This is a genomic window from Pseudonocardia ailaonensis, from assembly GCF_039531635.1.
Classification (GTDB): domain Bacteria; phylum Actinomycetota; class Actinomycetes; order Mycobacteriales; family Pseudonocardiaceae; genus Pseudonocardia; species Pseudonocardia ailaonensis.
This window is the reverse complement of sequence record NZ_BAAAQK010000025.1, coordinates 1-26,120: the sequence shown is the minus strand read 5'-3', so window position 1 is coordinate 26,120 and position 26,120 is coordinate 1. Positions and strand designations below refer to the sequence as shown.

24 protein-coding genes are annotated in these 26,120 nt (G+C 73.7%); 16 read left to right on the top strand and 8 right to left on the bottom strand.

What is annotated here, in order from left to right; translation table 11 throughout:
- The first annotated feature begins 111 nt into the window (after positions 1-111).
- The 3 genes from purB (at position 112) to ABD324_RS29250 (ending at position 3,325) form a co-directional block, all read left to right on the top strand.
- A complete protein-coding gene (gene purB / locus ABD324_RS29260) occupies positions 112-1,530 on the top strand; it encodes an adenylosuccinate lyase (protein WP_425565933.1) in 1,419 nt (472 codons plus the stop codon).
- Positions 1,527-2,360, top strand: coding sequence for a phosphoribosylaminoimidazolesuccinocarboxamide synthase (locus ABD324_RS29255; protein ID WP_344424307.1), 834 nt, complete (start codon positions 1,527-1,529; stop codon positions 2,358-2,360). The genes purB and ABD324_RS29255 overlap by 4 nt, the downstream gene beginning before the upstream one ends.
- 215 nt (positions 2,361-2,575) lie before the next feature.
- Positions 2,576-3,325 (top strand): DUF2334 domain-containing protein, encoded by a 750-nt coding sequence (locus tag ABD324_RS29250; RefSeq protein ID WP_344424304.1) that lies wholly within the window; start codon positions 2,576-2,578, stop codon positions 3,323-3,325.
- Positions 3,326-3,693: 368 nt separating this feature from the next.
- Here ABD324_RS29250 and ABD324_RS29245 read toward each other — a convergent pair whose 3' ends face one another.
- A complete protein-coding gene (locus ABD324_RS29245) occupies positions 3,694-4,653 on the bottom strand; it encodes a zinc-binding dehydrogenase (RefSeq protein WP_344424302.1) in 960 nt (319 codons plus the stop codon).
- Positions 4,654-4,701: 48 nt separating this feature from the next.
- Positions 4,702-5,763, bottom strand: a complete 1,062-nt coding sequence (locus ABD324_RS29240) for an FAD-dependent oxidoreductase (RefSeq protein WP_344424299.1) — start codon at positions 5,761-5,763, stop codon at positions 4,702-4,704.
- Positions 5,764-5,836: 73 nt separating this feature from the next.
- On the opposite strand from ABD324_RS29240, the gene ABD324_RS29235 reads away from it, so the two are divergent.
- The 6 genes from ABD324_RS29235 to ABD324_RS29210 all read left to right on the top strand — a co-directional run bounded on the left by ABD324_RS29235 (position 5,837) and on the right by ABD324_RS29210 (position 10,894).
- Complete coding sequence (locus ABD324_RS29235) at positions 5,837-6,424, top strand: TetR/AcrR family transcriptional regulator (protein ID WP_344424296.1); 588 nt, start codon at positions 5,837-5,839, stop codon at positions 6,422-6,424.
- Between the two features lie 210 nt (positions 6,425-6,634).
- Entirely contained in the window at positions 6,635-6,865 is a 231-nt protein-coding gene (gene purS, locus ABD324_RS29230) for a phosphoribosylformylglycinamidine synthase subunit PurS (RefSeq protein ID WP_344424293.1), read from the top strand.
- Positions 6,862-7,560, top strand: a complete 699-nt coding sequence (purQ, locus tag ABD324_RS29225; protein ID WP_344424291.1) for a phosphoribosylformylglycinamidine synthase subunit PurQ — start codon at positions 6,862-6,864, stop codon at positions 7,558-7,560. The genes purS and purQ overlap by 4 nt, the downstream gene beginning before the upstream one ends.
- A 57-nt stretch (positions 7,561-7,617) precedes the next feature.
- Complete coding sequence (locus ABD324_RS29220) at positions 7,618-8,784, top strand: PP2C family protein-serine/threonine phosphatase (RefSeq protein WP_344424288.1); 1,167 nt, start codon at positions 7,618-7,620, stop codon at positions 8,782-8,784.
- On the top strand, positions 8,781-10,442 hold the full coding sequence (locus tag ABD324_RS29215; RefSeq protein WP_344424285.1) for a sensor histidine kinase: 1,662 nt from the start codon (positions 8,781-8,783) through the stop codon (positions 10,440-10,442). The genes ABD324_RS29220 and ABD324_RS29215 overlap by 4 nt, the downstream gene beginning before the upstream one ends.
- Complete coding sequence (locus ABD324_RS29210; protein ID WP_344424282.1) at positions 10,439-10,894, top strand: response regulator; 456 nt, start codon at positions 10,439-10,441, stop codon at positions 10,892-10,894. The genes ABD324_RS29215 and ABD324_RS29210 overlap by 4 nt, the downstream gene beginning before the upstream one ends.
- 9 nt (positions 10,895-10,903) lie before the next feature.
- On the opposite strand, the gene ABD324_RS29205 is transcribed toward ABD324_RS29210, so the two are convergent.
- Positions 10,904-11,254: a hypothetical protein gene (locus ABD324_RS29205; RefSeq protein WP_344424279.1), complete on the bottom strand. Its 351-nt coding sequence runs from the start codon at positions 11,252-11,254 to the stop codon at positions 10,904-10,906.
- A gap of 121 nt (positions 11,255-11,375) precedes the next feature.
- On the opposite strand from ABD324_RS29205, the gene purL reads away from it, so the two are divergent.
- From purL to purM, 5 genes are all read left to right on the top strand, one after another.
- Positions 11,376-13,652: a phosphoribosylformylglycinamidine synthase subunit PurL gene (gene purL, locus ABD324_RS29200; protein WP_344424276.1), complete on the top strand. Its 2,277-nt coding sequence runs from the start codon at positions 11,376-11,378 to the stop codon at positions 13,650-13,652.
- Positions 13,649-13,987: a sterol carrier family protein gene (locus ABD324_RS29195; protein WP_344424274.1), complete on the top strand. Its 339-nt coding sequence runs from the start codon at positions 13,649-13,651 to the stop codon at positions 13,985-13,987. The genes purL and ABD324_RS29195 overlap by 4 nt, the downstream gene beginning before the upstream one ends.
- Before the next feature lie 129 nt (positions 13,988-14,116).
- Positions 14,117-16,324, top strand: a complete 2,208-nt coding sequence (locus ABD324_RS29190) for a putative bifunctional diguanylate cyclase/phosphodiesterase (RefSeq protein ID WP_344424271.1) — start codon at positions 14,117-14,119, stop codon at positions 16,322-16,324.
- A gap of 30 nt (positions 16,325-16,354) precedes the next feature.
- A complete protein-coding gene (gene purF, locus ABD324_RS29185) occupies positions 16,355-17,947 on the top strand; it encodes an amidophosphoribosyltransferase (protein ID WP_344424268.1) in 1,593 nt (530 codons plus the stop codon).
- Positions 17,948-18,020: 73 nt separating this feature from the next.
- The gene (gene purM, locus ABD324_RS29180; RefSeq protein WP_344424265.1) at positions 18,021-19,109 is read left to right on the top strand and encodes a phosphoribosylformylglycinamidine cyclo-ligase; all 1,089 of its coding nucleotides are present in this window, start codon (positions 18,021-18,023) and stop codon (positions 19,107-19,109) included.
- A gap of 86 nt (positions 19,110-19,195) precedes the next feature.
- Here the strand turns inward: purM and ABD324_RS29175 are convergent, their stop codons facing one another.
- From ABD324_RS29175 to ABD324_RS29165, 3 genes are read right to left on the bottom strand one after another with little or no spacing between them, the layout of a single operon-like run.
- On the bottom strand, positions 19,196-19,885 hold the full coding sequence (locus tag ABD324_RS29175) for an NUDIX hydrolase (RefSeq protein WP_344424262.1): 690 nt from the start codon (positions 19,883-19,885) through the stop codon (positions 19,196-19,198).
- Positions 19,886-19,934: 49 nt separating this feature from the next.
- Positions 19,935-20,285 carry a GntR family transcriptional regulator gene (locus ABD324_RS29170; protein WP_344424259.1) on the bottom strand — a complete coding sequence of 117 codons (351 nt, stop codon included), beginning with the start codon at positions 20,283-20,285 and terminating at the stop codon, positions 19,935-19,937.
- Positions 20,286-20,290: 5 nt separating this feature from the next.
- Entirely contained in the window at positions 20,291-21,235 is a 945-nt protein-coding gene (locus tag ABD324_RS29165) for a DUF1648 domain-containing protein (RefSeq protein ID WP_344424256.1), read from the bottom strand.
- A gap of 105 nt (positions 21,236-21,340) precedes the next feature.
- Here ABD324_RS29165 and ABD324_RS29160 point away from each other — a divergent pair, with 105 nt between their 5' ends.
- A complete protein-coding gene (locus tag ABD324_RS29160) occupies positions 21,341-21,835 on the top strand; it encodes a bifunctional nuclease family protein (RefSeq protein WP_344424254.1) in 495 nt (164 codons plus the stop codon).
- Here ABD324_RS29160 and ABD324_RS29155 read toward each other — a convergent pair.
- Positions 21,825-23,018 carry an FAD-dependent monooxygenase gene (locus ABD324_RS29155; protein ID WP_344424252.1) on the bottom strand — a complete coding sequence of 398 codons (1,194 nt, stop codon included), beginning with the start codon at positions 23,016-23,018 and terminating at the stop codon, positions 21,825-21,827. The two genes, ABD324_RS29160 and ABD324_RS29155, sit on opposite strands and share 11 nt — an antisense overlap.
- 154 nt (positions 23,019-23,172) lie before the next feature.
- Here ABD324_RS29155 and ABD324_RS29150 point away from each other — a divergent pair, with 154 nt between their 5' ends.
- Entirely contained in the window at positions 23,173-24,057 is an 885-nt protein-coding gene (locus ABD324_RS29150; RefSeq protein ID WP_344424249.1) for a TetR/AcrR family transcriptional regulator C-terminal domain-containing protein, read from the top strand.
- Between the two features lie 56 nt (positions 24,058-24,113).
- Here ABD324_RS29150 and ABD324_RS29145 read toward each other — a convergent pair whose 3' ends face one another.
- Entirely contained in the window at positions 24,114-25,955 is a 1,842-nt protein-coding gene (locus ABD324_RS29145) for an ABC transporter ATP-binding protein (protein ID WP_344424246.1), read from the bottom strand.
- Positions 25,956-26,120 lie beyond the last annotated feature (165 nt).

Genomic DNA, 26,120 nt, shown 5'->3' with positions numbered 1-26,120 from the left:
CGGCGGGCCCGTGAGTGGCGGCCGGGGGACGGCAGCCGGCGGGGTGGGTGAGCACTGTCGCTCCAGCAGCGATTGCCACTCACGAGGGGTGAGCGCATAGCATCTGTGCACGTGATCCCCAACGTCCTGGCCGCCCGCTATGCCAGCCCCGAGCTCGTCGAGATCTGGTCGCCGGAGCACAAGATCGTGCTCGAACGCCGGCTCTGGATCGCGGTGCTGAAGGCACAGCAGGATCTCGGCGTCGAGGTACCGGCGGGGGCGATCGCGGACTACGAGCGCGTCGTCGAGCAGGTGGACCTCGCCTCGATCGCGGCCCGCGAGCGCGTCACCCGCCACGACGTCAAGGCGCGGATCGAGGAGTTCAACGCCCTCGCCGGGCACGAGCAGGTCCACAAGGGGCTGACCAGCCGCGACCTCACCGAGAACGTCGAGCAGCTGCAGATCCGGCTCTCGCTGGAGCTGGTCCGGGACCGGACCGTGGCGATCCTCGGGCGGCTCGCGCGCCGGGCCGCCGAGTACTCGGACCTGGTGATGGCCGGCCGCTCGCACAACGTCGCCGCCCAGGCGACCACGCTCGGCAAGCGCTTCGCCTCCGCAGCCGACGAGCTGCTCGTCGGCTACCGGCGGCTCGAGGAGCTGCGCGGGCGCTACCCGCTGCGGGGGATCAAGGGCCCGGTCGGCACCGCGCAGGACATGCTCGACCTGCTCGACGGGGACTCCGCCAAGCTCTCCGACCTCGAGTCGCGGGTGGCCGCGCACCTGGGGTTCGCGGGCGTGTTCACGAGCGTCGGGCAGGTGTACCCGCGCTCGCTCGATCACGAGGTCACGTCGCTGCTGGTGCAGCTGGGCGCGGCGCCGTCGTCGCTCGCCACCACGATCCGGCTCATGGCCGGCCAGGAGCTGGCCACCGAGGGCTTCAAGCCCGGCCAGGTCGGCTCGTCCGCGATGCCGCACAAGATGAACACCCGCTCCGCGGAGCGGATCAACGGCCTGCAGGTCGTGCTGCGGGGGACGGCCGCGATGGCCGCGGAGCTGGCCGGCGCGCAGTGGAACGAGGGGGACGTGTTCTGCTCCGTCGTCCGCCGGGTGGCCCTGCCGGACGCGTTCTTCGCGCTCGACGGCCTCTACGAGACCACGCTGACCGTCCTCGACGAGTTCGGCGCCTACCCGGCCGTGATCGCCCGCGAGCTCGACCGCTACCTGCCCTTCCTCGCCACGACGAAGGTGCTGATGGCGGCGGTGCGCGCGGGCGTCGGGCGGGAGACCGCGCACGAGGTGATCAAGGAGCACGCGGTCGGGGTCGCGCTCGCCATGCGGGAGCAGGGCCAGCTGGAGAACGACCTGGTCGCCCGGCTGCAGAACGACGCGCGGCTCGGGCTGCCGGGCGGGTTGCTCGACGACCTGCTCAAGGATCCGCTGTCCTTCACCGGCGCCGCGACCTCGCAGGTCGCCGCCCTGGTCGCGCAGATCTCCGGGATCACGGACGCCCACCCGGCCTCCGCCGCGTACACGCCCGGGGCGATCCTGTGAAGCTGCTGCACTCGGGCAAGGTCCGGGACATCTACTCCGACCGGGGCGACATCGTCCTGGTCGCCTCGGACCGGCTGTCGGTGTTCGACGTCATCCTGCCGACGCCCGTCCCGGACAAGGGCAGGATCCTCACCTCGCTGTCGCTGTGGTGGTTCGACAAGGTCGCGTCCCTCGTGCCGCACCACGTCCTCTCGTCCACCGACGTGCCGGCGGAGTTCGCCGGACGGGCGGTGCGGTGCCGGACGCTGGAGATGCTGCCGGTCGAGTGCGTGGCCCGCGGGTACCTCACGGGCGGCGGGCTGAAGGAGTACCGCGAGACCGGCACGGTGTCCGGGATCGCGCTGCCGCCCGGCCTCGAGGACGGGTCGCGCTTCCCGGAGCCGATCTTCACGCCCTCGTCCAAGGCGCCGGCGGGGGAGCACGACGAGGCGATCACGTTCTCGCAGGTCGAGGACCTGGTCGGCGCCGAGACGGCCGCCCGCCTGCGCGACCTGACCCTCGAGGTCTACCGGCTCGGCGCGGAGATCACCGAGAAGAACGGCATCCTGCTCGCGGACACCAAGCTGGAGTTCGGCCGGGACGCCGCCGGCGAGATCGTGCTGGGCGACGAGGTGCTCACCCCGGACTCCTCGCGCTTCTGGCCCGCCGACGACTGGGAGCCCGGCCGCCCGCAGTACAGCTTCGACAAGCAGTACGCGCGGGAGTGGGCGCTCTCGACGGGCTGGGACAAGACGGAACCGGGCCCCGACGTCCCCGCGGACGTGATCGCCGCGGTCCGGGCCCGCTACGCCGAGGTCTACGAGCGGATCACCGGCACCCCCTGGGAGTAGCCCCGCAGGTCGAGCCCGACTCTGCGACCCGGCCGCACCCGCGCCCCGGCGCCACCCGCGGACCGGGCTCGCCCACCTCGCGAATCGGCATGTCGGGTAGCGCGGGTCTGCACCCGGCATCGAGCAGACCCGGCGTCCGAATCGCCGTACGACTGTTCCGGACACGCATCGTGGCCGTCTCCGGACGTTCACATCCGGAGCGTTCCCTTCGGGACATGCCCGCTCGACTGCTCGTCTCGCTGTCCGGGCTCACCGACGCCCGGCCCGGCACCCTCGACCTCGCCCGCCTCCTCGCCGCCGATCTCGACGCGCGGGGTGTCCCGCTGACCCACCTGGTCCAGCCGGCCTCCCCGGCCGGTCCGCCGCCCCCGGAGCTGCTCGCCTGGCTCTCCGGGCGCACGGCCGACGGCGACGCGCTGGCCCTCCACGGCTTCGACCACACCCCCGATCCCGCCGCCCACGGCTCGCGGGCCGGGCGCAAGGGCGAGTTCGCGGCGCTCCCGCGGCACGAGGCCGGCCTGCGGCTGACCGCCGCGCGGCGTGCCCTCGCCGGCCTCGGCCTCGCGTCGGGCGTCTTCGCCGCGCCCCGCTGGCTCGCCTCGCCGGGCACCGTCGAGGCCGCGCGCGACCAGGGCCTGCGGGTGTGCGCCGACGAGACCGGCGTCCACCTGTTCGACGACGGCGTGGTGCTCCGCGCCCGTGCCCTCGGCTTCCGGCTGGACGCGTCGATGGACCGCGGTGACCGCGCCCGCGCGGAGAGCTGGCGCTGCCGGCTGCTCCACGCCGAGGCGGTCCGGGTCGCGCGGCGGTCCGGTGCGGTCCGGGTCGCGATCCGCGCGAAGGATCTCCGCAGGCCGGACCGGGTGCGGACGGTGCTCGACACGGTCGACGCGGTGCTCGCCGAGGGGGCGTGGCCGATCACCTACCCGGCGCTCCCCTCCACCCCGGCGAGCCGGACGGCCTGAGGGCGCCCATCGCGGAGACCGGACGAACCGGCCTGAGGCCCGCCCTGCGAGCCGGACGGTCCGCCGGCCCGCCCCGGTCTCCCGGACGAACCGGCGGGCCCGACCCGCTCCGCGAGCCGGACGGTCCACCGGCCCGTCCCGGGTCTCCGGGTCTCCCGGACCAACCGGCGGGTCCGACCTGCTCCGCGAGCCGGACGGTCCGCCGGCCCGTCCCGGTCTCCCGGACGAACCGGCGGGCCCCGACCCCCGCTCCGCGAGCCGGACGGCCCGAGGCGCCGGTCCGCCGAACGTCGCGTACGTGTGTTTCGGCCTCCCGAAAGTGCCGACTCGCGGGGATTCGGTCCCGACTCGCGCCACGTCGGCCCGCCTTACGGGGTGAGGATGGCTTTGCCCTGGATCTCCCGGTTCTCCAGGGCGGCGTGGGCGTCGGCGGCCTTCGAGAGCGGGAAGGTCCGGCCGACCACGGCGCGGATCCGGCCCGATGCCACCTCCGCGAGCATCCGTTCCTGGCGTGAGCGGCGGCCCGCCGCGAAGCTCGCCAGCTGGTCCATTCCCCGCACGGCCACTCCTCGGGAGTGCGCCTCGGCCGGGTCCGGGGAGGTCGGGGCCCCGCCCGCCGCGCCGTAGCCCGAGAACCGGCCACCCTCCGCGACCAGGCCGAAGGCCTCCTGCCCGAGCGCGCCGCCGACCCCGTCCACCACCACGTCGACCTGGCCGACCCGGCGGCGGATCGCGTCCGCCCATCCGGCGTCCGCGTAGTCGACCACCAGGTCGGCGCCCAGGGAGCGGACCAGCTCGCCCTTCTCCTGGCCGCGGGCCGCGCCGATCACCCGGGCGCCCGCGGTCCGCGCGAGCTGCACCAGGAAGGTCCCGGCCCCGCCCGTCGCGGGCAGGACCAGCACCGACTCGCCGGGCCGCACCCCGAGCTCGCCGAACACGGCCAGCGCCGTGCCGCCGTCGTGCAGCACGGTCATCGCCTCGGCCGCGCCGAGCCCGTCCGGGACCGGGTGCAGCGCCGAAACCTGCACCAGCACCTGCTCGGCGTAGGAGCCCTCGCAGTCCGCGACCACCCGGCGGCCCCGCCACGAGGGGTCCACATCCGGTCCGACGGCGATGACCCGCCCCGCGGCGCCCCGGCCCGGCACGTACGGGAGGGACACCCCGAACCGCGGGCCCGCGCCGCCGCGGCGGATGGTCGTGTCGAGCGTGAGCACGCCGGTCGCCTCGACGGCGACGACCACCTCACCCGGGCCCGCCACCGGATCGGGCACCTCCACCGGCTCCAGCACCTCGGGACCGCCGAACTCCGCCACCCTGATGACCTTCATGCCGGCAGCATGCAAGCTGAAGTCGGGTCGAGGTCAAGCCACGCAGCGTCAAGCCACGAACCGCAACGCCCGGTTGCGGAGCGCGATCCCCCCACCCGTCGCCGGCACGAGGAAGTGCGACATCACGCCCGCCGCCCGGCCGCGTGGGGTCGTGCGCCGCCGGTGGGCGTGCTCGTAGCGGCGCAGGGCGACCTCGACCGGCTCGGTCGCGAGGGCCGCGGCGAGCGTCGCGGCTCCGGCGATCGCCAGGCTCGAGCCCTCGCCCAGCAGGGAGACGCACGACGCCGCGTCCCCCACCAGCGCGATCCGCCCCCGCGACCAGCTCGGCAGCCGCACCCGGCTGACCGCGTCGTACCAGAGGTCGTCCGCCGCGCGGGCCCGCTCCAGGACCTCCGGCACCCGCCATCCGACGCCCCGGTAGGTCGCGTCGAGCAGGTCGATCGGCGCGACGCCGGGCGCGAGCGGCCCACGGAAGAGGAACGCGGCGAGCTCCCGCCCGGTGGCCGGATGGATCGCGAGCGCGCGCCCGGGCGCGTTGTGCATCCGGACGGTCGACGGGTCGGCGGCCCCGTCGAGGGCGACGGTCGCGACGTGCATCCCCAGGTGCCGGACGAAGCGGGAGTCCGGCCCGAACGCCAGCCGCCGGACCCGCGAGTGCAGCCCGTCCGCCCCGACGACCAGGTCGAACCGCTCCGGGCGCGCCTGCGCGAAGGTGACGTCGACGCCGTGGGGGTCGCCCGCCAGCGCGGTCACGGTGTCGCCGAACCGGAACTCCGCGGAGCCCTGCGCCGCCTCGCCGAGGATCCGGGCGAGATCGGCCCGCGGCAGCTCGATGCCGTCCCCGGACTGCACCGGCATCCGCGCGATCCGGCGGCCGGCCTCGTCGACCAGCGCCATCTCCGTGGTCCGGGTGGCGGCCGCGCGCAGCTGTTCCGCGAGCCCCATCCGCGCGACGACGGGTGTGGCCGCACCGCGGACGTCGACCGGGCTCCCGCTGGAGCGCCGCCCCGCCGTTCTCTCGACGACCGTGACCTCCGTCCCGCCGCGCGCCAGCCACCAGGCCAGCGTCGATCCCGCGATCCCTGCCCCCACCACCAGCACCCGTGTCATGCCGCCGACCGTACTCGCATCAGATGCAAACTTGCAATGAGTGCAAGTTGGCGTCGAGTGCTAACCTCGCGCCGTGCCGACCTTGCGGGAGCGGAAACGGGAACGGACGCGGCAGGCGATCCTCGACGCCGCGGTCGCGCTGTTCGAGCGCGACGGCTACGAGGCCACGACCGTCGCGGACATCGCGGCGGCCGCGGACATCGGCACCCGCACGTTCTTCGGCTACTTCGCCAGCAAGGAGGACCTGCTCTTCCCCGGCGGGGACGAGCGGGTGGCCGCCGCGGTCACCGCGATCACCGAACGCGGGCCGGCTGACCGGCCGGCGGACGTCCTGATCCGAGCCCTGCGCACGGTCGATGCCGCAGGTCACGGCTTCGTCGACCGGCAGGCTGCGGTGCGCCGGCAGGTGATGCGCAGCGTCCCCGCGGTGCACGCGGCCGCGCTGATGCGCCAGCTCGAGGCCCAGCGGGAGATCGCCGGGCACCTCGCCGCCGCCTACCCGGACGAGCTCGACGACGTGACCGCGAGCGCGCTCGTCGGGGCCTTCATCGGGGCGGTCACGGGTGCGGCCGACGCGCTGGCCCGGCACCCGGACAGGGAGGACGGTCGCGCCGCCTTCCTCGACGCGACCGACCGCGCGCTGCGGCCCTGGATGCGTTAGACCGTCGTGGCGGTGTCCCGGTCGAGGGCGGTCACCGTCGTTCCCGTGGGCCACAGCCCGTCGCGGACGTGTGTTTCGGCCTCCCGGAAGTGCCGACTCGCGGGGGGTGTGGGTCGGGGTGGCGCGCCCGGCGGGTGGTGCGGGCGACTCGCCGGCCGGGAGAGGAGGCTCACGCGAGGCGTCGGTGCTGGTCACCGTAGGCTGGGCGGCGTGGCGAGAGTGGTCGTGGACGTGATGCCCAAGCCCGAGATCCTCGACGTGCAGGGCCAGGCGGTCTCCCGTGCGCTCACCCGGATCGGTGTCTCCGGGATCGATGTGCGGCAGGGCAAGCACTTCGAGCTCGAGGTCGACGAGTCGGTCGACGACGAGACGCTGCACCGGATCGCCGGCGACCTGCTGGCCAACCCGGTGATCGAGGACTGGACGGTGACGCGGGTATGAGCGGGGACGGCGCAGCCCGGATCGGCGTCATCACGTTCCCCGGCACGCTCGACGACGTCGACGCCGCCCGCGCCGTGCGCTATGCCGGCGCCGAGGCCGTCGCCCTCTGGCACGGCGACCACGACCTGCAGGGTGTGGACGCGGTCGTCGTCCCCGGCGGGTTCTCCTACGGCGACTACCTGCGCGCCGGCGCCATCGCGAGCCTCGCGCCGATCATGCGCGAGGTCGTCGACGGGGCGGCGAAGGGCCTGCCGGTCCTCGGCATCTGCAACGGCTTCCAGATCCTCTGCGAGGCGGGCCTGCTCCCGGGCGCGCTGACCCGCAACGAGAAGCTGCACTTCGTCTGCCGGGACCAGCGGCTGCGGGTGGAGAACGCCGACACCGCCTGGACCGCCGGGTACGAGGCCGGCGAGGAGATCGTCGTCCCCGTCAAGAACGCCGAGGGCCGGTTCGTGGCGGCGCCCGAGACGCTCGACGCGCTGGAGGGCGAGGGCCGGGTGGCGTTCCGCTACGTGGGCGGGAACCCGAACGGTTCGATGCGCGACATCGCGGGCGTGACCTCGGAGAACGGGCGCGTGGTGGGCCTCATGCCGCACCCCGAGCACGCCATCGACCTGCTCACCGGCCCCTCGGCCGAGGGACTGGGCCTGTTCACCTCGGTCCTGCGGGCCTTGGCCGGGGTCTCCGCGGCCTGACGGGGGGCCGTGATGTCCTAGTCTGACGGTCCGCAGCAGCTGACCGAGAGGCCGCACGTGTCCCGAGCTCTCCCCGGTCCGCCGGGTATTCGGGTCCTCCTGGTCGAGGACGACCCCGGGGACGTGTTCCTGGTGCAGGAGCTGCTCGCCGAGGTGGACCCGACGGTGAGCGTGCTGGTCGCCGAGTCGGTCGAGGCCGCGCTGGGACAGCTCCCGGTCGCGGACTGCGTGCTCCTCGACCTCAACCTGCCGGGCACGAGCGGGCTCGACGGGCTCCGTCAGATCCTCCAGTCCGATCCGGCCGCGGCGGTCTGCGTGCTCACGGGTCTGGACGACGAGTACCTCGGCATCGCCGCGGTCGGCGTCGGCGCCCAGGACTACCTGGTCAAGAACAAGGCGGACGGGGCCGTGCTGATCCGCGCGATCCGGTACGCCGTCGAGCGCCGCCGGGCCGAGGCCAGCATGGTCCGGCTCCGCGAGGAACAGCTGGTCGCCGCCGAGTCCGTGCGCCTCGAGCGCGGGCTGCTGCCCTCCCCGCTGCTCGACGGCAGCACCGTCAGCTCCCGGCAGTTCTACCGCTCCGGCCGCACCCGGGCGGTGATCGGCGGGGACTTCTTCGACGCCGTGCGCGGCCCCTCGGGCACCGTGCACGCGATGATCGGGGACGTCTCCGGTCACGGGCCGGACGAGGCGGCTCTCGGTGCGCTGCTGCGGGTGTCGTGGCGGGCGCTGGTGCTCGCCGGGGTCGACGAGCCGCAGGTCCTGCCCAAGCTGCAGGAGGTGCTGGTCAGCGAGCGCCACGATCGCACGCTGTTCACCACGGTCTGCACGGTGACGATCGACCCGGTCCCGGGCGGGGGCGCCCACCTGCAGATCCGTTCCGCGGGGCATCCGCCGCCGGTGTCGCTGCGCCCCGGCCCGATGTCGCTGCAGGCCACCGTGGGGGTTCCGCTGGGCGTGCTCGCGGACACCACCTGGGTGTCCACCGGCGCCGATCTCGCGCCCGGCTGGGCCCTGCTGATGTTCACGGACGGCCTGATCGAGGGCCGCGGGCGGCGCCCGGACGAGCTGTTGTGGCAGGAGGGGCTGATCGACGTCCTCGGCGAGGACCGGGACATCCCGCCCGCGGATCTGCCGGGCCGGCTCGTGGAGCACGTCGAGCGGATCAACGGCGGCCCGCTCGCGGACGACGTCGCGATCCTGATGCTCTCGGACGCCCGGTGACCGAGGAGGTCCGCCGCCGGATCTCCCCGCTGCGGCTCTACAGCGTGGACCTCACCGAGGCGCGCTCGCGGTGGACGCTGCGCCGCTGGTTCACCGTCGGCGCCACCGTCCTGGGCGTGGTCTCGCTGGTGGCGCTGGGGCTCGGGGTCTGGGCCGTGGTCCGGATCGGGGACGCCCGCAGCGCCCTGTTCGACAAGGTCGCCCCCGCCGTCACGGCCGGGCAGAACCTGTCCTCGGCGCTGCTGGACCAGGAGACGGGGGTGCGCGGCTTCACGATCGTGGCCAACGACGAGTTCCTCGCCCCGTACCCGCGCGGCCGCGAGGTCGAGGCGGCCTCGGTCCGGGCCCTGCAGGGTCTGGCGGACGACCTGCCCACCGCCGGCATCGTCGACTCGGTGCAGGCCGTCGAGGTGGCGGCGGACCGGTGGCGCACCCAGTACGCCGATCCCGCGATCACCGCGGCCCGCACCGGCGCCCCGGCGCCCGATCTCCAGCTCGGGCGGGTGCTGTTCGACCAGGTCCGGCAGAGCACCGGGCGGCTGCAGGACGGCGTGCAGGCGGCCCGGATCGAGGCCCGGCAGCGGCTCGACTCGTCGATCACGTTCGTGGCCGTCGTCGGCATCGCGATCTCCGCGGTGGCCACGGTGTTCCTGCTGCTCGCCTCGCTCGGCCTCCGGGACGTCATCCTCCGCCCGATCCGCCGGCTCGGTGCGCAGACCCGGGCGGTCGTCGAGGGCGACGTCACCGCGCAGGTGCGGGGCGGCGGGCCTCGCGAGATCGTCGAGCTCGGTGCGGATGTCGAGGCCATGCGGGCGCACATCCAGCGCGAGGTCGACCGGCTGCAGGAGACCAACGCCAAGCTCGACGGGCAGACCCGCGACCTCGAGCGGTCCAACCGCGATCTCGAGCAGTTCGCCTACGTCGCCAGCCACGACCTGCAGGAACCGCTGCGCAAGGTGTCGAGCTTCTGCCAGCTGCTGCAGCGCCGCTACGGCGGGCAGCTCGACGAGCGCGCGGACCAGTACATCGACTTCGCCGTCGACGGCGCCCAGCGGATGCAGCGGCTGATCAACGACCTGCTCGCCTTCTCCCGGGTCGGCCGCACCACCACCGGGTTCGTGCCGGTCGACGTGGAGGCCGTCGCGCGCACCGCGACCGGGCACCTCGCCGCGGCGCTGGAGGAGGGCGGCGGCCGGATCGAGATCGCGGACGGGCTGCCGACCGTCCCGGGAGACCCGGGCCTGATCCAGCAGCTCCTGTTCAACCTGATGGGCAACGGGCTCAAGTTCCACCGCGAGGACGTGCCGCCGGTCGTCCGGGTGGATGCGGTCGAGCGGCCCGACGCGGAGCCCCCCGAGTGGGAGTTCTCCGTGGCGGACAACGGCATCGGTATCGAGCCCGAGTTCGTCGACAAGATCTTCGTGATCTTCCAGCGGCTCCACGGCCGGGACGTTTACACCGGGACGGGCATCGGGCTCGCGCTCGCGAAGAAGATCGTCGAGTTCCACGGCGGGCGGATCTGGGTGGACCACGGCTCGGCGGACGAGCCGGGTACGACCTTCCGCTTCACCCTCCCCATGACACAGTCGACCCCGCGCACCGCCGATCCGGTGCCCGCCGATCCGGCGCTCGCCGGGAGCAAGGAGAACCGCTCGTGACCACCGCCGACGGCCTCACCGATCCGGCCCGGATCGTCAACGTCCTGCTGGTCGAGGACGACCCGGGCGACGTCCTCATGACCCGCGAGGCCTTCGAGGAGCACCTGCACAACCGCCTCGACGTGGTCACCGACGGCGCCGCCGCCCTGGCCTACCTGCGCCGGGAGCCGCCGTACGAGGACAGCCCCCGCCCCGACCTGGTGCTCCTCGACCTCAACCTGCCCCGCCGCGACGGCCGCGAGGTCCTCGCCGAGGTCAAGAACGACGAGACCCTGCGCTCCATCCCGGTGATCGTCCTGACCACCTCGCAGGCCGAGGAGGACGTGCTGCGGAGCTACCAGCTCCACGCGAACGCCTACGTCACCAAGCCCGTGGACTTCGACGGCTTCATCGAGGCGATCAAGCAGATCGACCATTTCTTCGTGAGCGTGGTCAAGCTCCCGGGCAGCTGAGCGCCCGGGCTACAGCTGCGCGTCGATCTCCGCTCGGTGGTACTTCAGCGGGGTGGTGGGGAAGCCGTACTGGTCCGTGTGGAGGGTCGCGGAGCCGCACCATCCGCACCGGCCAGCCGGGTCCATGACGGCGCGACCCTCGAGCTCCTCCCGTCGTCCCCCGCCCGCCGGCGCGACGGCCGGCGTCGCCCGGGAACGACCCGAGACCTGCTTGTAGAGCCAGATCCCACCCGCCGCGACCGCGACGACGAGCACGATCCCCAGCAGCATGTGCAGGAAGCCGACGACGATCCCGATCGCCAGCCCGGCCAGCACCAGCACCCCGACGACCTGCGCGACCCGCAGCAGAACCTTCGACATCAGCGCCTCCGCCACCGACGGTACCGCCGAGCCCGGTTCCGCAGCAGCGCCGTTCGAGCGGTGGCGGCCTGGTGACGGACGCCTCCGGGGGCGGCGGCGGGGGGCGTTTACGCTGGTACCCGTGACCGAGCTCGACTCCCGTACCGTCGCCGACACCGTCTCCCAGGCCGAGGCCACGCCGGACCAGGCGCAACCCTGGAAGGGGCTCGGGCTCAAGGAGGACGAGTACGCCCGCATCCGCGAGATCCTGGGCCGCCGCCCCACGGACGCCGAGCTGGCGATGTACTCCGTGATGTGGAGCGAGCACTGCTCCTACAAGTCCTCCAAGGTGCACCTCGCCTACTTCGGCGAGACCACCACGGACGAGATGCGGTCGAAGATGCTCGCGGGCATCGGCGAGAACGCCGGCGTCGTGGACATCGGGGACGGCTGGGCCGTCACGTTCAAGGTCGAGTCGCACAACCACCCGTCGTACGTCGAGCCCTACCAGGGCGCCGCGACCGGGGTCGGCGGGATCGTCCGGGACATCATGGCCATGGGTGCGCGGCCGATCGCGGTCGGCGACCCGCTGCGCTTCGGCCCGGCCGACGCCCCGGACACCGCGCGGGTGCTGCCCGGCATCGTGGCGGGCATCGGGGGCTACGGGAACTGTCTGGGCCTGCCGAACGTCGGCGGCGAGGTCGTGTTCGACGCCTCCTACTCGGGAAACCCGCTGGTCAATGCCCTGTGCGTGGGTGCGATGCGCACCGAGGACCTGCACCTGGCCTTCGCGTCGGGCGCGGGCAACAAGATCATCCTGTTCGGCGCCCGCACGGGTCTCGACGGCATCGGCGGCGTCTCCGTGCTGGCCAGCGAGACCTTCGGCGAGGGCACCGGCCGCAAGAAGCTGCCGTCCGTGCAGGTCGGGGACCCCTTCACCGAGAAGGTCCTGATCGAGTGCTGCCTGGAGCTGTTCCACGCCGGGCTGGTCGTGGGTATCCAGGACCTCGGCGGCGCCGGGCTGTCCTGCGCCACCTCCGAGCTCGCGAGCGCCGGCGACGGCGGCATGCACATCGACCTGGAGAAGGTCCCGCTGCGCGCCACCGGGATGACCCCGGCCGAGATCCTCTCCAGCGAGTCGCAGGAGCGGATGTGCGCGGTGGTCACGCCGGAGAACGTCGACGCGTTCATGGCCGTCTGCGCGAAGTGGGACACCATCGCCACCGTCATCGGCGAGGTCACCGACGGGGACAACCTGGTCATCGACTTCCACGGCGAGACCGTGGTCGACGTCCCGCCGCGCACCGTCGCCCACGACGGCCCGGTCTACCACCGCCCCATCGAGCGCGGCGCCGGCCAGGACGAGCTCGAGCGCAACTCCCCGGACAGCCTGCCCCGGCCCGGTGCCCCGTCCGAGCTGCGTGCGGAGATCCTCCGCATGGTCGCCAGCCCGAACCTGTGCAGCCGCGCGTGGGTCACGGACCAGTACGATCGGTACGTCCGCGGCAACACCGCTGCCGCCCAGCCCGCCGACGCGGGCGTCGTCCGGATCGACGAGGAGTCCGGCCGCGGCATCGCCGTCGCCACGGACTGCAACTCCCGCTTCACCGCGCTGGACCCGTACGCCGGCGCGCAGCTCGCGCTGGCCGAGGCCTACCGCAACGTCGCCACCAGCGGCGCCGTCCCGCTCGCCGTCACCGACTGCCTGAACTTCGGCTCGCCCGAGGACCCGCACGTCATGTGGCAGTTCTCGCAGGCCGTCCGCGGCCTGGCCGACGGCTGCGCGCAGCTGGGCATCCCGGTGACCGGCGGCAACGTGTCCTTCTACAACCAGACCGGCACGAGCGCGATCCTGCCGACTCCGGTCGTCGGCGTGCTCGGCGTGATCGACGACGTCGCGGACCGCATCCCGTCCGGGTTCCGCACCGAGGGAGACGCGATCGTGCTGCTCGGGGACACCGCGGACGAGCTGGGCGGCAGCGAGTGGGCCCACGTCGCGCACGGCCACCTCGGTGGGCGGCCCCCGGCCGTCGACCTGGAGGGGGAGCGGCGGCTCGCGCAGCTGCTGACCGCGCAGGCCGGCACGCTGACCGGCACCCACGACCTCTCCGACGGCGGCCTGGCCCAGGCCCTCGTCGAGGCCGCGCTGGTCGGTGGACACGGGGCGAGCGTCACGCTCCCGACCGTGGACCCGTTCGTCGGTCTCTTCTCCGAGTCCACCGGCCGCGTGCTGGTCACGGTCCCGGCCGCGGGTGCGGCGGCGCTGCTGGTCGCGGCGGGCGAGGCCGGCGTCCCGGCGACCCGGCTGGGCACCGTGGGCGGTGACGCGCTGGAGATCGCCGAGATCCCGGCCCTGCCGCTGGCCGAGCTGCGGGAGGCCTGGGAAGCCACCCTGCCCCGGCTGTTCGAGAGCGCGTGAGCGAGGCGGACGAGCTCGAGGCCTGGCTCGACGGCGGGCCCGCGCCCGCACGCAGCGTGATCAAGGCGGCGGTCAAGGAGTCGCTGGCCGCGGTCGTCGAGCTGGCCCCCGGGCACAGCGTCGAGCTCCGGATCCCGCCGTACGCGGCCGTCCAGTGCATCGAGGGTCCCCGGCACACCCGGGGGACCCCGCCGAACATCGTCGAGGCGGACGCGAGGACCTGGCTGGCCCTGGCGACGGGCCGCTCCACCTGGGCGGACGCGGTCGCCTCGGGTGCGGTCAGTGCGTCCGGCTCGCGGGCCGGCGAGGTGGGTGCCCTGCTGCCGCTGCGCTGAACCCACCGGTGACCTGAGTCCCCGAATGGGGGATGCTGGTCTCCTCCTGGTGGCGAAACGGCGTCACGAGGTCGAAGATTGCCCCGATCGGCAGGCTGGTGAACCCGACGGGCGACGGGAGGTGGCTGCATGGTTGCAGTGAGTCACCTTCCGGGCGCGGATGGTCCGCTGCGGCGGGTCGCGGCCGGATCCGTCGGGCCGGTCCCGGCGCAGGCGCGCACGCCGCGGCCCGAGGTCGTGCAGCTCGCCGCGCGCTGGGCCGAGCTGCTGCCGCAGGCGTCCGCGGACTCCGCCGAGAACGTCGAGACGCTCGGCGTGCTGCTCGACCGGCTCGGTGCCGCCCTGGCCGCGGAGCCGTTCTGGCCGCTGGCCGCCCGCGGCATCGGCGCGGACCTGGCGGCCTCCGGCTTCTGCGGGGACCGGACCGGGATCGTGGGGGACGCGCCCGAGGACGTGCTGCCCGGCACGCTGCGGCTGCTGCGCGACGCCGCACCGGCCGCCCTCGGGTTCGTCGGCCCGTCTCAGCGGCTGCGGCTGGTCCTGGCCCTGGACGAGCTGGCGGCGGGCTTCGCCGGCGCCCTGCGCTTCCGCGCGCACCAGGCCCAGGAGGACCTGATGCGGGCGACCCTGCGCGCCCGGCGCAACGTGGAGCGGGCGCTCGCCGAGAGCGAGGCGCACTACCGCACCATCTACACGCAGGGTCCGGTCGGCATCGCGGTCGCGACGCTCGACGGCGAGGTCGTCGACCTCAATCCCGCGGCCTGCAGGATGCTCGGCCTGATGGAGACCCCGCCGCTGCCCCGCCCGGCGGCGGCGTTCGTTCATCCGGACGACTACGAGGCGTTCGACTCCGCGTACCGCCGGCTGGTCTCGGGCCTACCGGACACGATGAGCATCGACGTCCGCTTCGCCGCGCTCGGTGGCGGCCACGTCTGGGGTCACGTCACCGGCTCGCTCATCCGGGACTCCGCGGGCCGGCCGAGCCATCTGATCGCGGTGATCGAGGACGTCTCCGAGCGCTACCGTCTGCGGACCCGGCTCGTCGAGGCGTCGTCGCGGGACCGGCTGACCCGGCTGCCGAACCGGGACCTCACCGAGCAGGCCGTGCGGCAGGCGTTCGGTCCGGGGACCGCGCGGGTCGGCCTCTGCGCGATCGACGTCGACGACTTCCGCCGGGTCAACGAGGCGCAGGGCCACGCCGTGGGCGACGAGCTGCTGGCCGCGCTCGCGGACCGGCTCCGGACGGCGGCGGGCCCGCACCTGGTCACGCGCACCGGCGGGGACGAGTTCGCGGTCCTGCTCACCGATCCCGAGGGCGTGGGGGAGGTGTGTGCGGTGGCGGACCGGCTGCTCGAGTCGCTGGCCGCGCCCTTCCACGTGGGCGGCCGCTGGGTCGGGGTGACGGCGAGCATCGGTATCGCCGAGGGCAGTACGGCGGTGGAGTGCCCCGCCGAGCTCGAGCGCGCCGCGGGCGTCGCCCTGTCGTGGGCGAAGGCGCAGGGCGGCGGCACCCGCGCGGTGTTCGACCCGGAGCGAGACGCCGGGGAGGCAGCGCGGTTCGCCCTGGTCGCGGGCCTGCGCGGGGCGGTGGACCGGGAGCAGTTCCGGCTCTGGTACCAGCCACTCGTCGGCCTCGGGGACGGCGTCGTGCGCGGCTACGAGGCCCTCGTCCGCTGGGAGCACCCGGAGCAGGGGCTGCTGGGCCCGGGCCGGTTCATCGAGCTCGCCGAGAACAGCGGCGCGATCGTCCCGCTGGGCCGCTGGATCCTCGCCCGGGCCTGCCGGGAGGCCGCCGGCTGGGCGCCCGGCCCGGACGGCAGGGCCCCGTACGTCAGCGTGAACGTCTCCCCGGTGCAGCTGCCCGAGCAGGGTTTCGTCGACGAGGTGGTGTCGGTGCTCGCCGAGACCGGCCTGGCGCCGCACCGGCTGCAGCTGGAGATCACCGAGCAGGCGGTGCTGGGGGACGAGCCCGCCTCCATGGACGCCCTGAGCGCGCTGCGGGCCGCCGGGGTGCGGCTCGCGCTGGACGACTTCGGCACCGGCTACTCCAGCCTGGCGTGGCTGCGCCGGCTCCCGGTGCACGCCCTGAAGATCGACGGCTCGTTCATCGACGGCCTGCGCCACGACCGTCCGGACCCGGTGGACGAGAGCATCGTCGGCTCGCTGGTCTCGATGGCCCACGCGCTGCGGCTCGAGGTCACCGCGGAGTGGATCGAGACCGAGGTCCAGGCCGAACGGCTGGCCCGGCTCGGGTGCGACCAGGGCCAGGGTCGCTGGTTCGGTGACGCCCGTCCCGGAGACTCGGTTCCGGGCGGTCCGGCGCGTACGATCGAGTAGCCTGAGCCGCCGATTCGAGGAGCGAGTGCGTTGAGTTCCGACCGGAACCTCCACACCGGCCCCGTACCCACCACCCCCGATGAGCTCCCCGAGGTCTCCGACGACTCGCCCAAGGAGGAGTGCGGCGTCTTCGGCGTCTGGGCTCCCGGCGAGGACGTCGCGAAGCTCACCTACTACGGCCTCTACGCCCTGCAGCACCGCGGGCAGGAGGCGGCCGGCATCGCCGTGTCGGACGGCCGGCGGATGGTCGTGTTCAAGGACCTCGGGCTGGTGAGCCAGGTCTTCGACGAGCAGACGCTGTCCTCGCTCAAGGGCCACCTCGCCGTCGGCCACTGCCGTTACTCGACGACCGGGTCCACGACCTGGGAGAACGCCCAGCCGGTCTTCCGCACCACGGCCACCGGCAGCGGCATCGCGCTCGGTCACAACGGCAACCTGGTGAACACCGCCGAGCTCCGGGACGAGGTCACCGCGCTCGCCGGGGAGGGCGGGAGCTCGTCCGCCTCCCGGCTGCTGGCCACCACGGACTCGGACCTGGTGTGCGAGCTGCTCGCCGCCACCTCCGCCGACATCGGGCTCGAGGAGGCCGCGCTGCGGCTGCTCCCGCGCGTCCGGGGCGCCTTCTCGTTCGCGTTCGCGGACGAGAACACGCTGTACGCCGCCCGGGACGCCCACGGCGTGCGCCCGCTGGTGCTCGGCCGCCTCGAGCGCGGCTGGGTGGTCGCGAGCGAGACCGCGGCGCTGGACATCGTTGGCGCGTCGATGGTCCGCGAGGTCGAGCCCGGCGAGCTGCTCGCGATCGACGCCGACGGGCTGCGCAGCTCCCGCTTCGCCGCGCCCGAGCCCAAGGGCTGCGTGTTCGAGTACGTGTACCTGGCCCGCCCGGACACCTCGATCGCCGGCCGCTCGGTGCACGCCGCGCGCGTCGAGATCGGCCGCCGGCTCGCGAGCGAGAGCCCGGTCGAGGCGGACCTGGTGATCCCGGTCCCGGAGTCCGGCACCCCGGCCGCGATCGGGTACGCGCAGGGCTCCGGTATCCCCTACGGCCAGGGCCTGGTGAAGAACCAGTACGTCGGCCGCACCTTCATCCAGCCGTCGCAGACCATCCGCCAGCTGGGCATCCGGCTCAAGCTGAACCCGCTCCGCGACGTGATCCGCGGCAAGCGGCTCGTCGTGGTGGACGACTCGATCGTCCGCGGCAACACCCAGCGGGCGCTCGTCCGCATGCTGCGCGAGGCCGGGGCGCTCGAGGTCCACGTCCGGATCGCGTCGCCGCCCGTGCGCTGGCCGTGCTTCTACGGGATCGACTTCGCCTCCCGCGCCGAGCTCGTCGCGTCCGGCCTGGACACCGAGGGCGTGCGCCGCTCCATCGGGGCGGACTCGCTGTCCTACGTCTCCGTGGACAACATGGTCGCGGCGAGCGAGCAGCCCCGCAGCCGGCTGTGCTGCGCGTGCTTCGACGGCGAGTACCCGATCCCGCTCCCCGAGGAGGCGCGGCTCGGCAAGCACCTGCTCGAGGCGGGGCAGCGGAGCGGATCGGTCGCACCGGACGATCCGGTTCGGGATCCCTCGGCCCCGCTCGCCGTGGGCTACGGTGCTGCGGAAGCCCTCAGCAGGCCCTGACTCCCCGGTGCCCCGCGCACCGACGACTGTGGACGCCCGGCGTCCCCGCGCTGACCAGGAACGAGACCGATCCATGCCCACATCCGACCAGCACCAGCCCCACGCCAGCTACGCCGCGGCGGGCGTGGACATCGAGGCGGGCGAGGAGGCCGTCGAGCAGCTGCGGCCGTACGCCGAGAAGGCGACGCGCCCCGAGGTGCTCGGTGGGATCGGCGGGTTCGCCGGCCTCTTCGCCCCGAAGCTCGGCAAGTACGCCGAGCCGGTGCTGGCGTCCTCCACGGACGGGGTGGGCACGAAGGTCGCGATCGCGCAGGCGATGGACAAGCACGACACCATCGGCCTCGACCTGGTCGCCATGGTGGTCGACGACCTGGTGGTCTGCGGCGCGGAGCCGCTGTTCCTGCAGGACTACATCGCCGTCGGCAAGGTCATCCCGAACCAGATCGCGACGATCGTCAAGGGCATCGCGGACGGCTGCCAGCAGGCGGGCTGCGCGCTGCTCGGCGGCGAGACGGCCGAGCACCCGGGCCTGATGGAGGCCGGCGGCTACGACCTCTCGGCCACCGGCGTCGGGATCGTCGACGCCGAGACGATGCTGCGCCCCGAGCGCGTCCGCCCCGGGGACGTGCTGGTCGCGATGGGCTCCTCGGGCCTGCACTCGAACGGCTACTCGCTGGCCCGGCACGTGCTGCTGGACATCGCGCGCATGCCGCTCGACGGGCACGTCGAGGAGTTCGGCCACACCCTGGGCGAGGAGCTGCTCGTCCCGACCCGGATCTACGCCCGGGACTGCCTCGCCCTCGCCGCGGAGACCGGCGTCCGCACGTTCTCGCACATCACCGGCGGCGGGCTCGCCCGCAACCTGGAGCGGGTGCTGCCGAAGGGCCTGGTCGCCACCGCCGAGCGCGGCTCGTGGACCCCGGACCAGGTGTTCAAGCTGATCGCCGGCCGCGGCCGCGTCGAGCGCGTCGAGATGGAGAAGACCTTCAACATGGGCGTCGGCATGGTCGCCGTCCTCCCGCCGGACGACGTGGACCGCGCCCTCGCCGTCCTGACGGCCCGCCACGTCCCGGCCTGGGTCCTCGGCGAGGTCTCCCGAGGCGAGGGCACCGGCGAACTGGGCTCGAGAGTGACCCTCAAGGGCGAACACCCCCGCTTCTAACCCCCGCCCCTTTTCTGTCGCGTTATGGAACCATAACGCGAATTTCGGGGCCGGATTATCGCGTTATGGTTCCCTAACGCGGTCGGTCAGGAGAGGGCGGCTGCCGGCTCGCGGAGCATCGGCGGATGCAGCGTGGTGGCCGGGCCTCGGCGGAAGAGCTGTGGGGGCCTGCCGCGGCCTCCCGTCACCCTCGTCTCGGTCGGGACCAGGAAGCCCGGTGTCGAGGTGACCTTGCGCTGGAAGTTCCGCGGGTCGATCTCCGTGCGCCAGACCGCCTCGTAGACCCGGCGCAGGTCCGTCACGGTGAACTCGGCCGGGCAGAAGGCGGCGGCCAGGGTGGTGTACTCGAGCTTCGCCCGGGCCCGCTCGATGCCGTCCGCGAGGATCAGGTCGTGGTCGAAGGCCAGCCCGTAGACGTCCTCGACCGGCAGGAACGCGGCCTGCAGCGGCCCGACCGGATCGGGGACCTCCGGCAGCAACGCCAGGTACCCGACGGACAGCACGCGCCCGCGCGGGTCCCGGTCCGGGGCGGCGTACCCGCCGAGCTGCTCGAGGTGCCCGGAGACCGCGTCGCCCGTGGCGCTGCCGGTCTGCGCGGCCAGCTCCCGCGCCGCGGTGTCGCCGAGGTCCTCGTCCGCCTGGACGAAACCGCCCGGCAACGACCAGTGACTCTCGAAGGGCCGCTCACCCCGCCGGACGAGCAGCACGTGCAGCCGGTCGTCGCGGACGGTGAGCACCACCAGGTCCACCGCCACCGCGAACAGGTTGCCGCGCACGTGCGTTCCACCCCTCTTCTCGTCGGGGTGAGGCTATCGGGTGACCAATCTAGAGGGCCGTCCGGACCAGGTCGACGAGCTCCTCGTCGCCCAGCCCGTGTCTCCGCGCCTCGTCGACCAGCCCGCGGGCCAGCTCGAGGACGGCGGCGTGCCCCGGACGGGTGGTCGCCCGGACGGTGGCCCCCCGCCCGCGGCGCAGCTCGATCAGGCCCTCGTCGCGCAGCTTCTGGTAGCCGGCGAGCACGGTGTGGATGCTGACGTCGAGCGAGGCGGCGAGCTCCCTGGCCGGCGGCAGCCGTTCGCCGGCCGCGACGGCGCCGTCGGCGATGCCGCGCCGCACGCTGGCCGCGATCTGGTCCGCGAGCGGGATCGGTCGCGCGGGATCGACCCTGATCAGCACGGCCGTCACCCGGCCCGTGAGCGCAGGCCGTTGAGCAGCGCCGCCGCCGTCTCCGGATGGTCGACGGTGACGGTCAGCCGCCGCCCCGACCGCCGGGTGACGACGAGTGCGGGCCCCGGCCGCACGATCACGCCCACCCCGCCGGGCACGATCCGGTACCCCAGCCCCCCGTACTGCAGGGCCGCGACGTCCTCGGTGGACGCCGACGCGACCTCCTCGAGCGGGATGCGGATCCGCGGCCACCCGAACACGCCGAGCCCGACCGTCAGCCCGCGGCGGTCCACGGTGGTCCGCGCCGAGCCGAAGAGGAGCACGAGCAGCCCGGCCGCGCCCATGATCGCCCCGGCCGGGCCGGGCGTGGCCCAGAAGAGCAGCAGGCCGGCGACCACGAGCACCCCGCCGAGCGCGGTGACGAACACCGACGAGCACGAGCCGCTCCAGCTCGCCCGCTCCCCGGCGCCCAGCTCCAGCGCCGGCGTCGGCACGTCCGCCCCCGGCTGCAGCGTGCTGCGCGGCATGACCAGGGCACCGACGACGCCGAGCGCGACCGCGACGCCGAGCCCGAGCAGCAGGCCCCCGAGCGGCAGCCGTTCCGCCGTGGCGGTCCGGTTGGCCAGCACGAGCAGCACCCCGATGGTGCCGAGCAGGCCCCCGCCCGCCCAGCTCGCCGCGCCGAGGATCTTCGCCGGATCGAACCCGGCTCCCCGCCGGCCCGGCGTCATGGCCCCGATCAGGCCGAACAGCCCGCCCAGCACCAGGGGCAGCACGATCACCGTGCCCAGCAGCGTCGCCCGGGTGCCGAAGCCGTTCGCGGCCCCGCCGAGCCCGAAGTGGGTCGCCACGACCTCCGGGAGCCCGTCCCACGCCCGGGCCAGGAGCACGATCCCCGGCACCGCGGCGACGACCGACGGCAGTCCGGTGAGGAGCGCCCGTCGCCTCGTCCCGTCCATGTCCGCACCTCCATCTTGTTATGGAACAACTATAACAAGTTCGGCCGAGCCTCGCAGTCTCGAACTGAGACAGCCCGATCTCGTGTGAGCCAGCACACTGGACGGATGAGGCCGATGCGGGTGCTCAGGCTGGTCGTCCACGCACGGAGCCGGCAACCGGTCCTGGTCCTCGGGGAGGTGGACGGCGACCGTTGCCTGCCCGTCTTCCTGCGCGCCCAGCAGGCCGAGGTGATCTCGGTGGGCAAACGCGAGGGCGCCGACCAGGAGACCGCGGTGAGCCAGGACGTGCTGCTGCCGGTGGTCGAGGCGCTCGGCAGCCGGCTGGTCGGGGCGGAGATCACCGCCCTCGTCGACGGCGTCTACTCGGCCGAGCTGGTGCTGGACAACGATCTCCGGGTCTCCGTCCGCCCCAGCGACGCGCTGGCCGTCGCCGTCCGGGAGGACCTGCCGATCGGCGTCGCCGACGAGATCCTCGACGACGTGGGTCAGGACGTCTCGGAGGTCTTCCCCGTCGAGGGCTCGGCGGCCCCGCCGGAGGAGCAGGTCCAGGAGTTCCGGGACTTCCTCGACGACGTCTCCCCGGACGACTTCAGGCGCTGATCCCGCAGTAGTCCGGCAGCTCGATCGCCTTCGACCGGGAGAAGAACAGCTTCTTCGCGATCGGCTGCCCCCAGCGGCTGACCATCGCCTTCGTGGTGAGCACCCGCATCCGGATCGCGCCGCGGGTCTTCGGGCAGTATCCGGTGAAGCCGCCGGGCGGGAGCGTCTGCGCCTCCTTCACGAACGGCCGCATCCGCTCCTCGTAGGCCGCGAACGCCACCCGGTGGTCGGGTGTGCGGGACAGCTCGCCCGCCAGGACGTACGCGCCGACCAGCGCGAGGGTCGTCCCGAGGCCGGTGAGCGGCGTGGGGCAGTAGCCGGCGTCGCCGACCAGGGCGACCCGTCCGCGCGTCCAGTGGTCCATCCGGATCTGCCCGACGCTGTCGAGGTACAGGTCGTCGGCCGTACGGGCGGCCTCGACGAGTTCCGGGGTGGCCCAGGCCATGCCCGCGAACCGGGCGGCGAGCAGCGCGCGCTGGGCGTCGATGTCGCGGCGGTCGTAGGGGATCGGGTCCGACAGGAAGCTCAGGCCCGCCTTGGCTCGCCCCGCCGTGCTGTCCGGGCGGATCGACGCGACCCGGCCCGGCTCGTTGTACATCTCGTACCAGCCGTTCAGGCCGACCGGATCGGGCGCGGTGAACCACGCCGTGTACCCGCCGAGGGGCTTCACGAACTGCTCCTCCGGGCCGAAGGCGAGCCGCCGGATCCCCGAGTGCGGGCCGTCCGCGCCCACGACCAGGTCGAACGTGCGGACGGTGCCGTCGTCGAAGGTGACCTCCACGTCGTCGGCCCGGTCGGTGAGCGCGGTGACCCGGCGGCCGTAGACGTACTCGACGTCCGGCGTCGCGTCGAGCAGGACCTGGGCGAGGTCGCCGCGCAGGATCTCGATCTCCGAGACGATCCCCTCGCCGCCGAACGCATCGACCGGCATCTCGGCCACGTGCGCGCCCGAGGCGTCGACGTACGCGATGCCCTCCTGCTCCATCGCGACCTCACGGATCGCGGGCATGAGCCCCATCTGCTCGACGACCTCGCGGCCGGCACCGCGCAGGTCGACGGTCTGCCCTCCGGGCCGGGGCGCCGGGGCGCTCTCGACCACGGTGACGGTGCTGCCGTGGCGGTGCAGCCAGTACGCCAGGGCCGGGCCCGCGATGCCGGCGCCCGAGACGAGAACGGTGGTCATGGCCGTGCTCCCTTCCATAGGTGATGCAGCAGAGAGTACGACGTACGCAGGTGTTCGCCAAGCCTTTTTCCTGCAACAATCAGAACAACGGGCAAACCGTACTAGTGCACTAGGGCACCGGCGTGGTGTACTAGTGCGGACGAGGGGAGGCGCGGTGACGGCACCGCCGTACAGGCGCGTCGTGGAGGTCATCCGGGCGCGGATCGAGGCCGGTGAGCTGGCACCGGGGGAGCGGGTGCCCTCCACGCGCACGATCGTCGCCGAGTTCGGCATCGCGATGGCCACGGCCAGCAAGGTGATCGCGGCCCTGCGCCAGGAAGGCCTGGTGCGGGTCGTGCCGGGCGTCGGCACGGTGGTCGAGACGGGCTCCGGCGCCCCGGAACCCGAACCGGAGCTCGGCCGCGGACGGATCGTCCGGGCGGAGATCGTGATCGTCGACGCCGAGGGCATCGACGCGCTGTCGATGCGCCGGGTCGCGAGCGCGCTCGGGGCCGGGGCGATGTCGCTCTACCGGCACGTCCCCGGCAAGGAGGAGCTGCTGCTGCTCATGCGGGACGCGGTGTTCGGGGAGCGCCCGCTGCCCGCGGTCCCGCCCGAGGGTTGGCGCGCCCAGCTGGAGCTGTCGAGCCGGAGCCTGTGGGCGATGTACCGCCGGCACCCCTGGCTGGCCCGCACCGCGTCGCTGACCAGGCCGTCCGCCGGCGTCAACCAGATGCCCTACTCGGAGTGGAACCTGCGCGCGCTCAGCGGTGCGGGCCTGGACGATCCCACGATCTTCCGCCTGCACCTGGCTCTGTTCGGGTTCGTGCACGGCTGGGCCTCGAGCCTGGAGATCGAGCACCGGGAGGCCGCGGAGACCGGCACCAGCCCGGCGGACTGGCTGATCGCCCGCGAGGCCGAGACCCGTGCGGTCATGGAGTCCGGCGCCTTCCCGACCTCCGTCCGGGTCTTCCTGCGCCAAGAGATCGACTTCGACCTCGACGAGATCTTCGAGACCGGCCTCGCCCGCCTCCTCGACGGGATAGAAACCCTCCTGTGAGTGGCAATAGTCGCTATGGCGGCTATTGCCACTCACGAGGGTCGGGGCGGCGGGGCTCAGGCGGCGGCGAACTGGGTGGTGTGGAGCTCGAGGTAGCGGCCGCCCGTGCCCAGCAGCTCGCCGTGGGTGCCCCGTTCCAGGATCCGCCCGTCCTCGATCACCAGGATCTGGTCGGCGTCGCGGATCGTGGAGAGCCGGTGGGCGATCACGAGCGCGGTCCGGCCGGCGAGGGCCTCGCCCAGCGCCGCCTGCACCGCGGCCTCCGAGGTCGAGTCCAGGCTCGCGGTCGCCTCGTCGAGCACCACCACCCGCGGCTTCGCGAGCAGCAGCCGCGCGATCGTCAACCGCTGCCGCTCCCCGCCCGAGAGGCGGTACCCCCGCTCCCCGACGACGGTGTCCAGGCCGTCGTCCAAGCCTCTGACCAGCGGTTCCAGGCGGGCCCGGCGCAGCGCGTCCCACAGCGCGTCCTCGGAGGCGCCCGGCGCGGCGAGCAGCAGGTTGGCGCGGATCGTGTCGTGGAACAGGTGCCCGTCCTGCGTCACGAACCCCACGTCGCCATGGAGATCCGCCGCGCGCAGGTCCTTCACGTCCACGCCGCCGAGCGACACCGATCCCGAGTCGACGTCGTACAGCCGGGCGAGCAGCTGGGCGATGGTCGACTTCCCGGCCCCCGAGCTGCCGACCAGCGCCGTCATGGTCCCGGCCGGCACGGTGAACGAGAGGTCGTGGAGCACCGGGGAGCCGCCGCGGGTGTCCAGGGTGGCGACCTCCTCGAGCGAGGCGAGCGAGACCTTGTCGGCGGACGGATAGGCGAAGCCGACCCCGGAGAACCGGACCTCGAGCGGGCCGGAGGGCAGCCGCCGGGGCGCGGCGGGCTCGTCGATCATGGGGACGAGATCCAGCACCTCGAACACCCGCTCGAAGCTCACGACCGCCCCCATCGCCTCCACCCGCGCCCCGGCGAGCGCGGTCAGCGGCGCGTACAGCCGGGTCAGCAGCAGGGCGAGCGAGACGACCTCGCCGGCGCTCAGCAGCGACCCCCCGACCCCGTACACCAGGGCGAGGGCCAGCGCCGAGACCAGCGTCAACGCCGTCACGAACACCCACTGGACCATCGCCGACCGCACCCCGATGTCCCGCACCCGCCCAGCCCGCGCGGCGAACTCCGCGGACTCCTCGGCGGGCCGCCCGAACAGCTTGACGAGCGTGGCGCCCGGCGCGGAGAAACGCTCGGTCATCTGGGTGCTCATGGCGGCGTTGTGGTCCGCGGCCTCGCGCTGCAGGCGGGCGAGTCGGCGGCCCATCCGCCGGGCCGGGATCACGAACACGGGCAGCAGGAGGAGCGCGAGCAGCGTGACCTGCCACGAGATCGTGAGCATCACGACCAGCGTGAGGACGAGCGTGACCACGTTCCCGACGATCCCGGACAGGGTGTCGGAGAAGGCCCGCTGCGCACCGAGCACGTCGTTGTTCAGGCGGCTGACGAGCGCACCGGTGCGGGTCCGGGTGAAGAACGCGACGGGCATCCGCTGCACGTGGTCGAACACGGCCGTCCGCAGCTGCAGGATCAGGCCCTCGCCGATCGTCGCGGAGAACCAGCGGGTGACGAGCCCCAGCCCCGCCTCGGCGACGGCGACCGCGGCGATCAGTCCCGCCAGCCCGCCGATGACCTCGAACCCGGAGCGGGCGTCGATCGCGTCGACGACCCGCCCGGCGAGCACCGGCGTCGCCACCGTCAGCACGGCACCGACCACGCTGAACAGCACGAACAGCCCGATCCGACGGCGATGCGGCCGCGCGAACCCGGCGATCCGCCGGATCGTGGCGGGTACGGGCGCGTGCCGCACCCCCGCCTCCTGCGAGGCCGCGCGCAGCGCCGACCAGGTGTTCACGTCCATGGGGCGGAACGCTACGAGCTGAAGCCGACTTCAGGTCAAGTCGAGATGAACCTCAGGCACCTCGCGGTCATGATCAAATGTGCCTGACGTTCATCTCGGCCGGGGGCGCCCCTGCCCGGGCGCGACCCTGCCCGAGCGCGGCGGGCCCGAGCTCGGCGGGCCCGA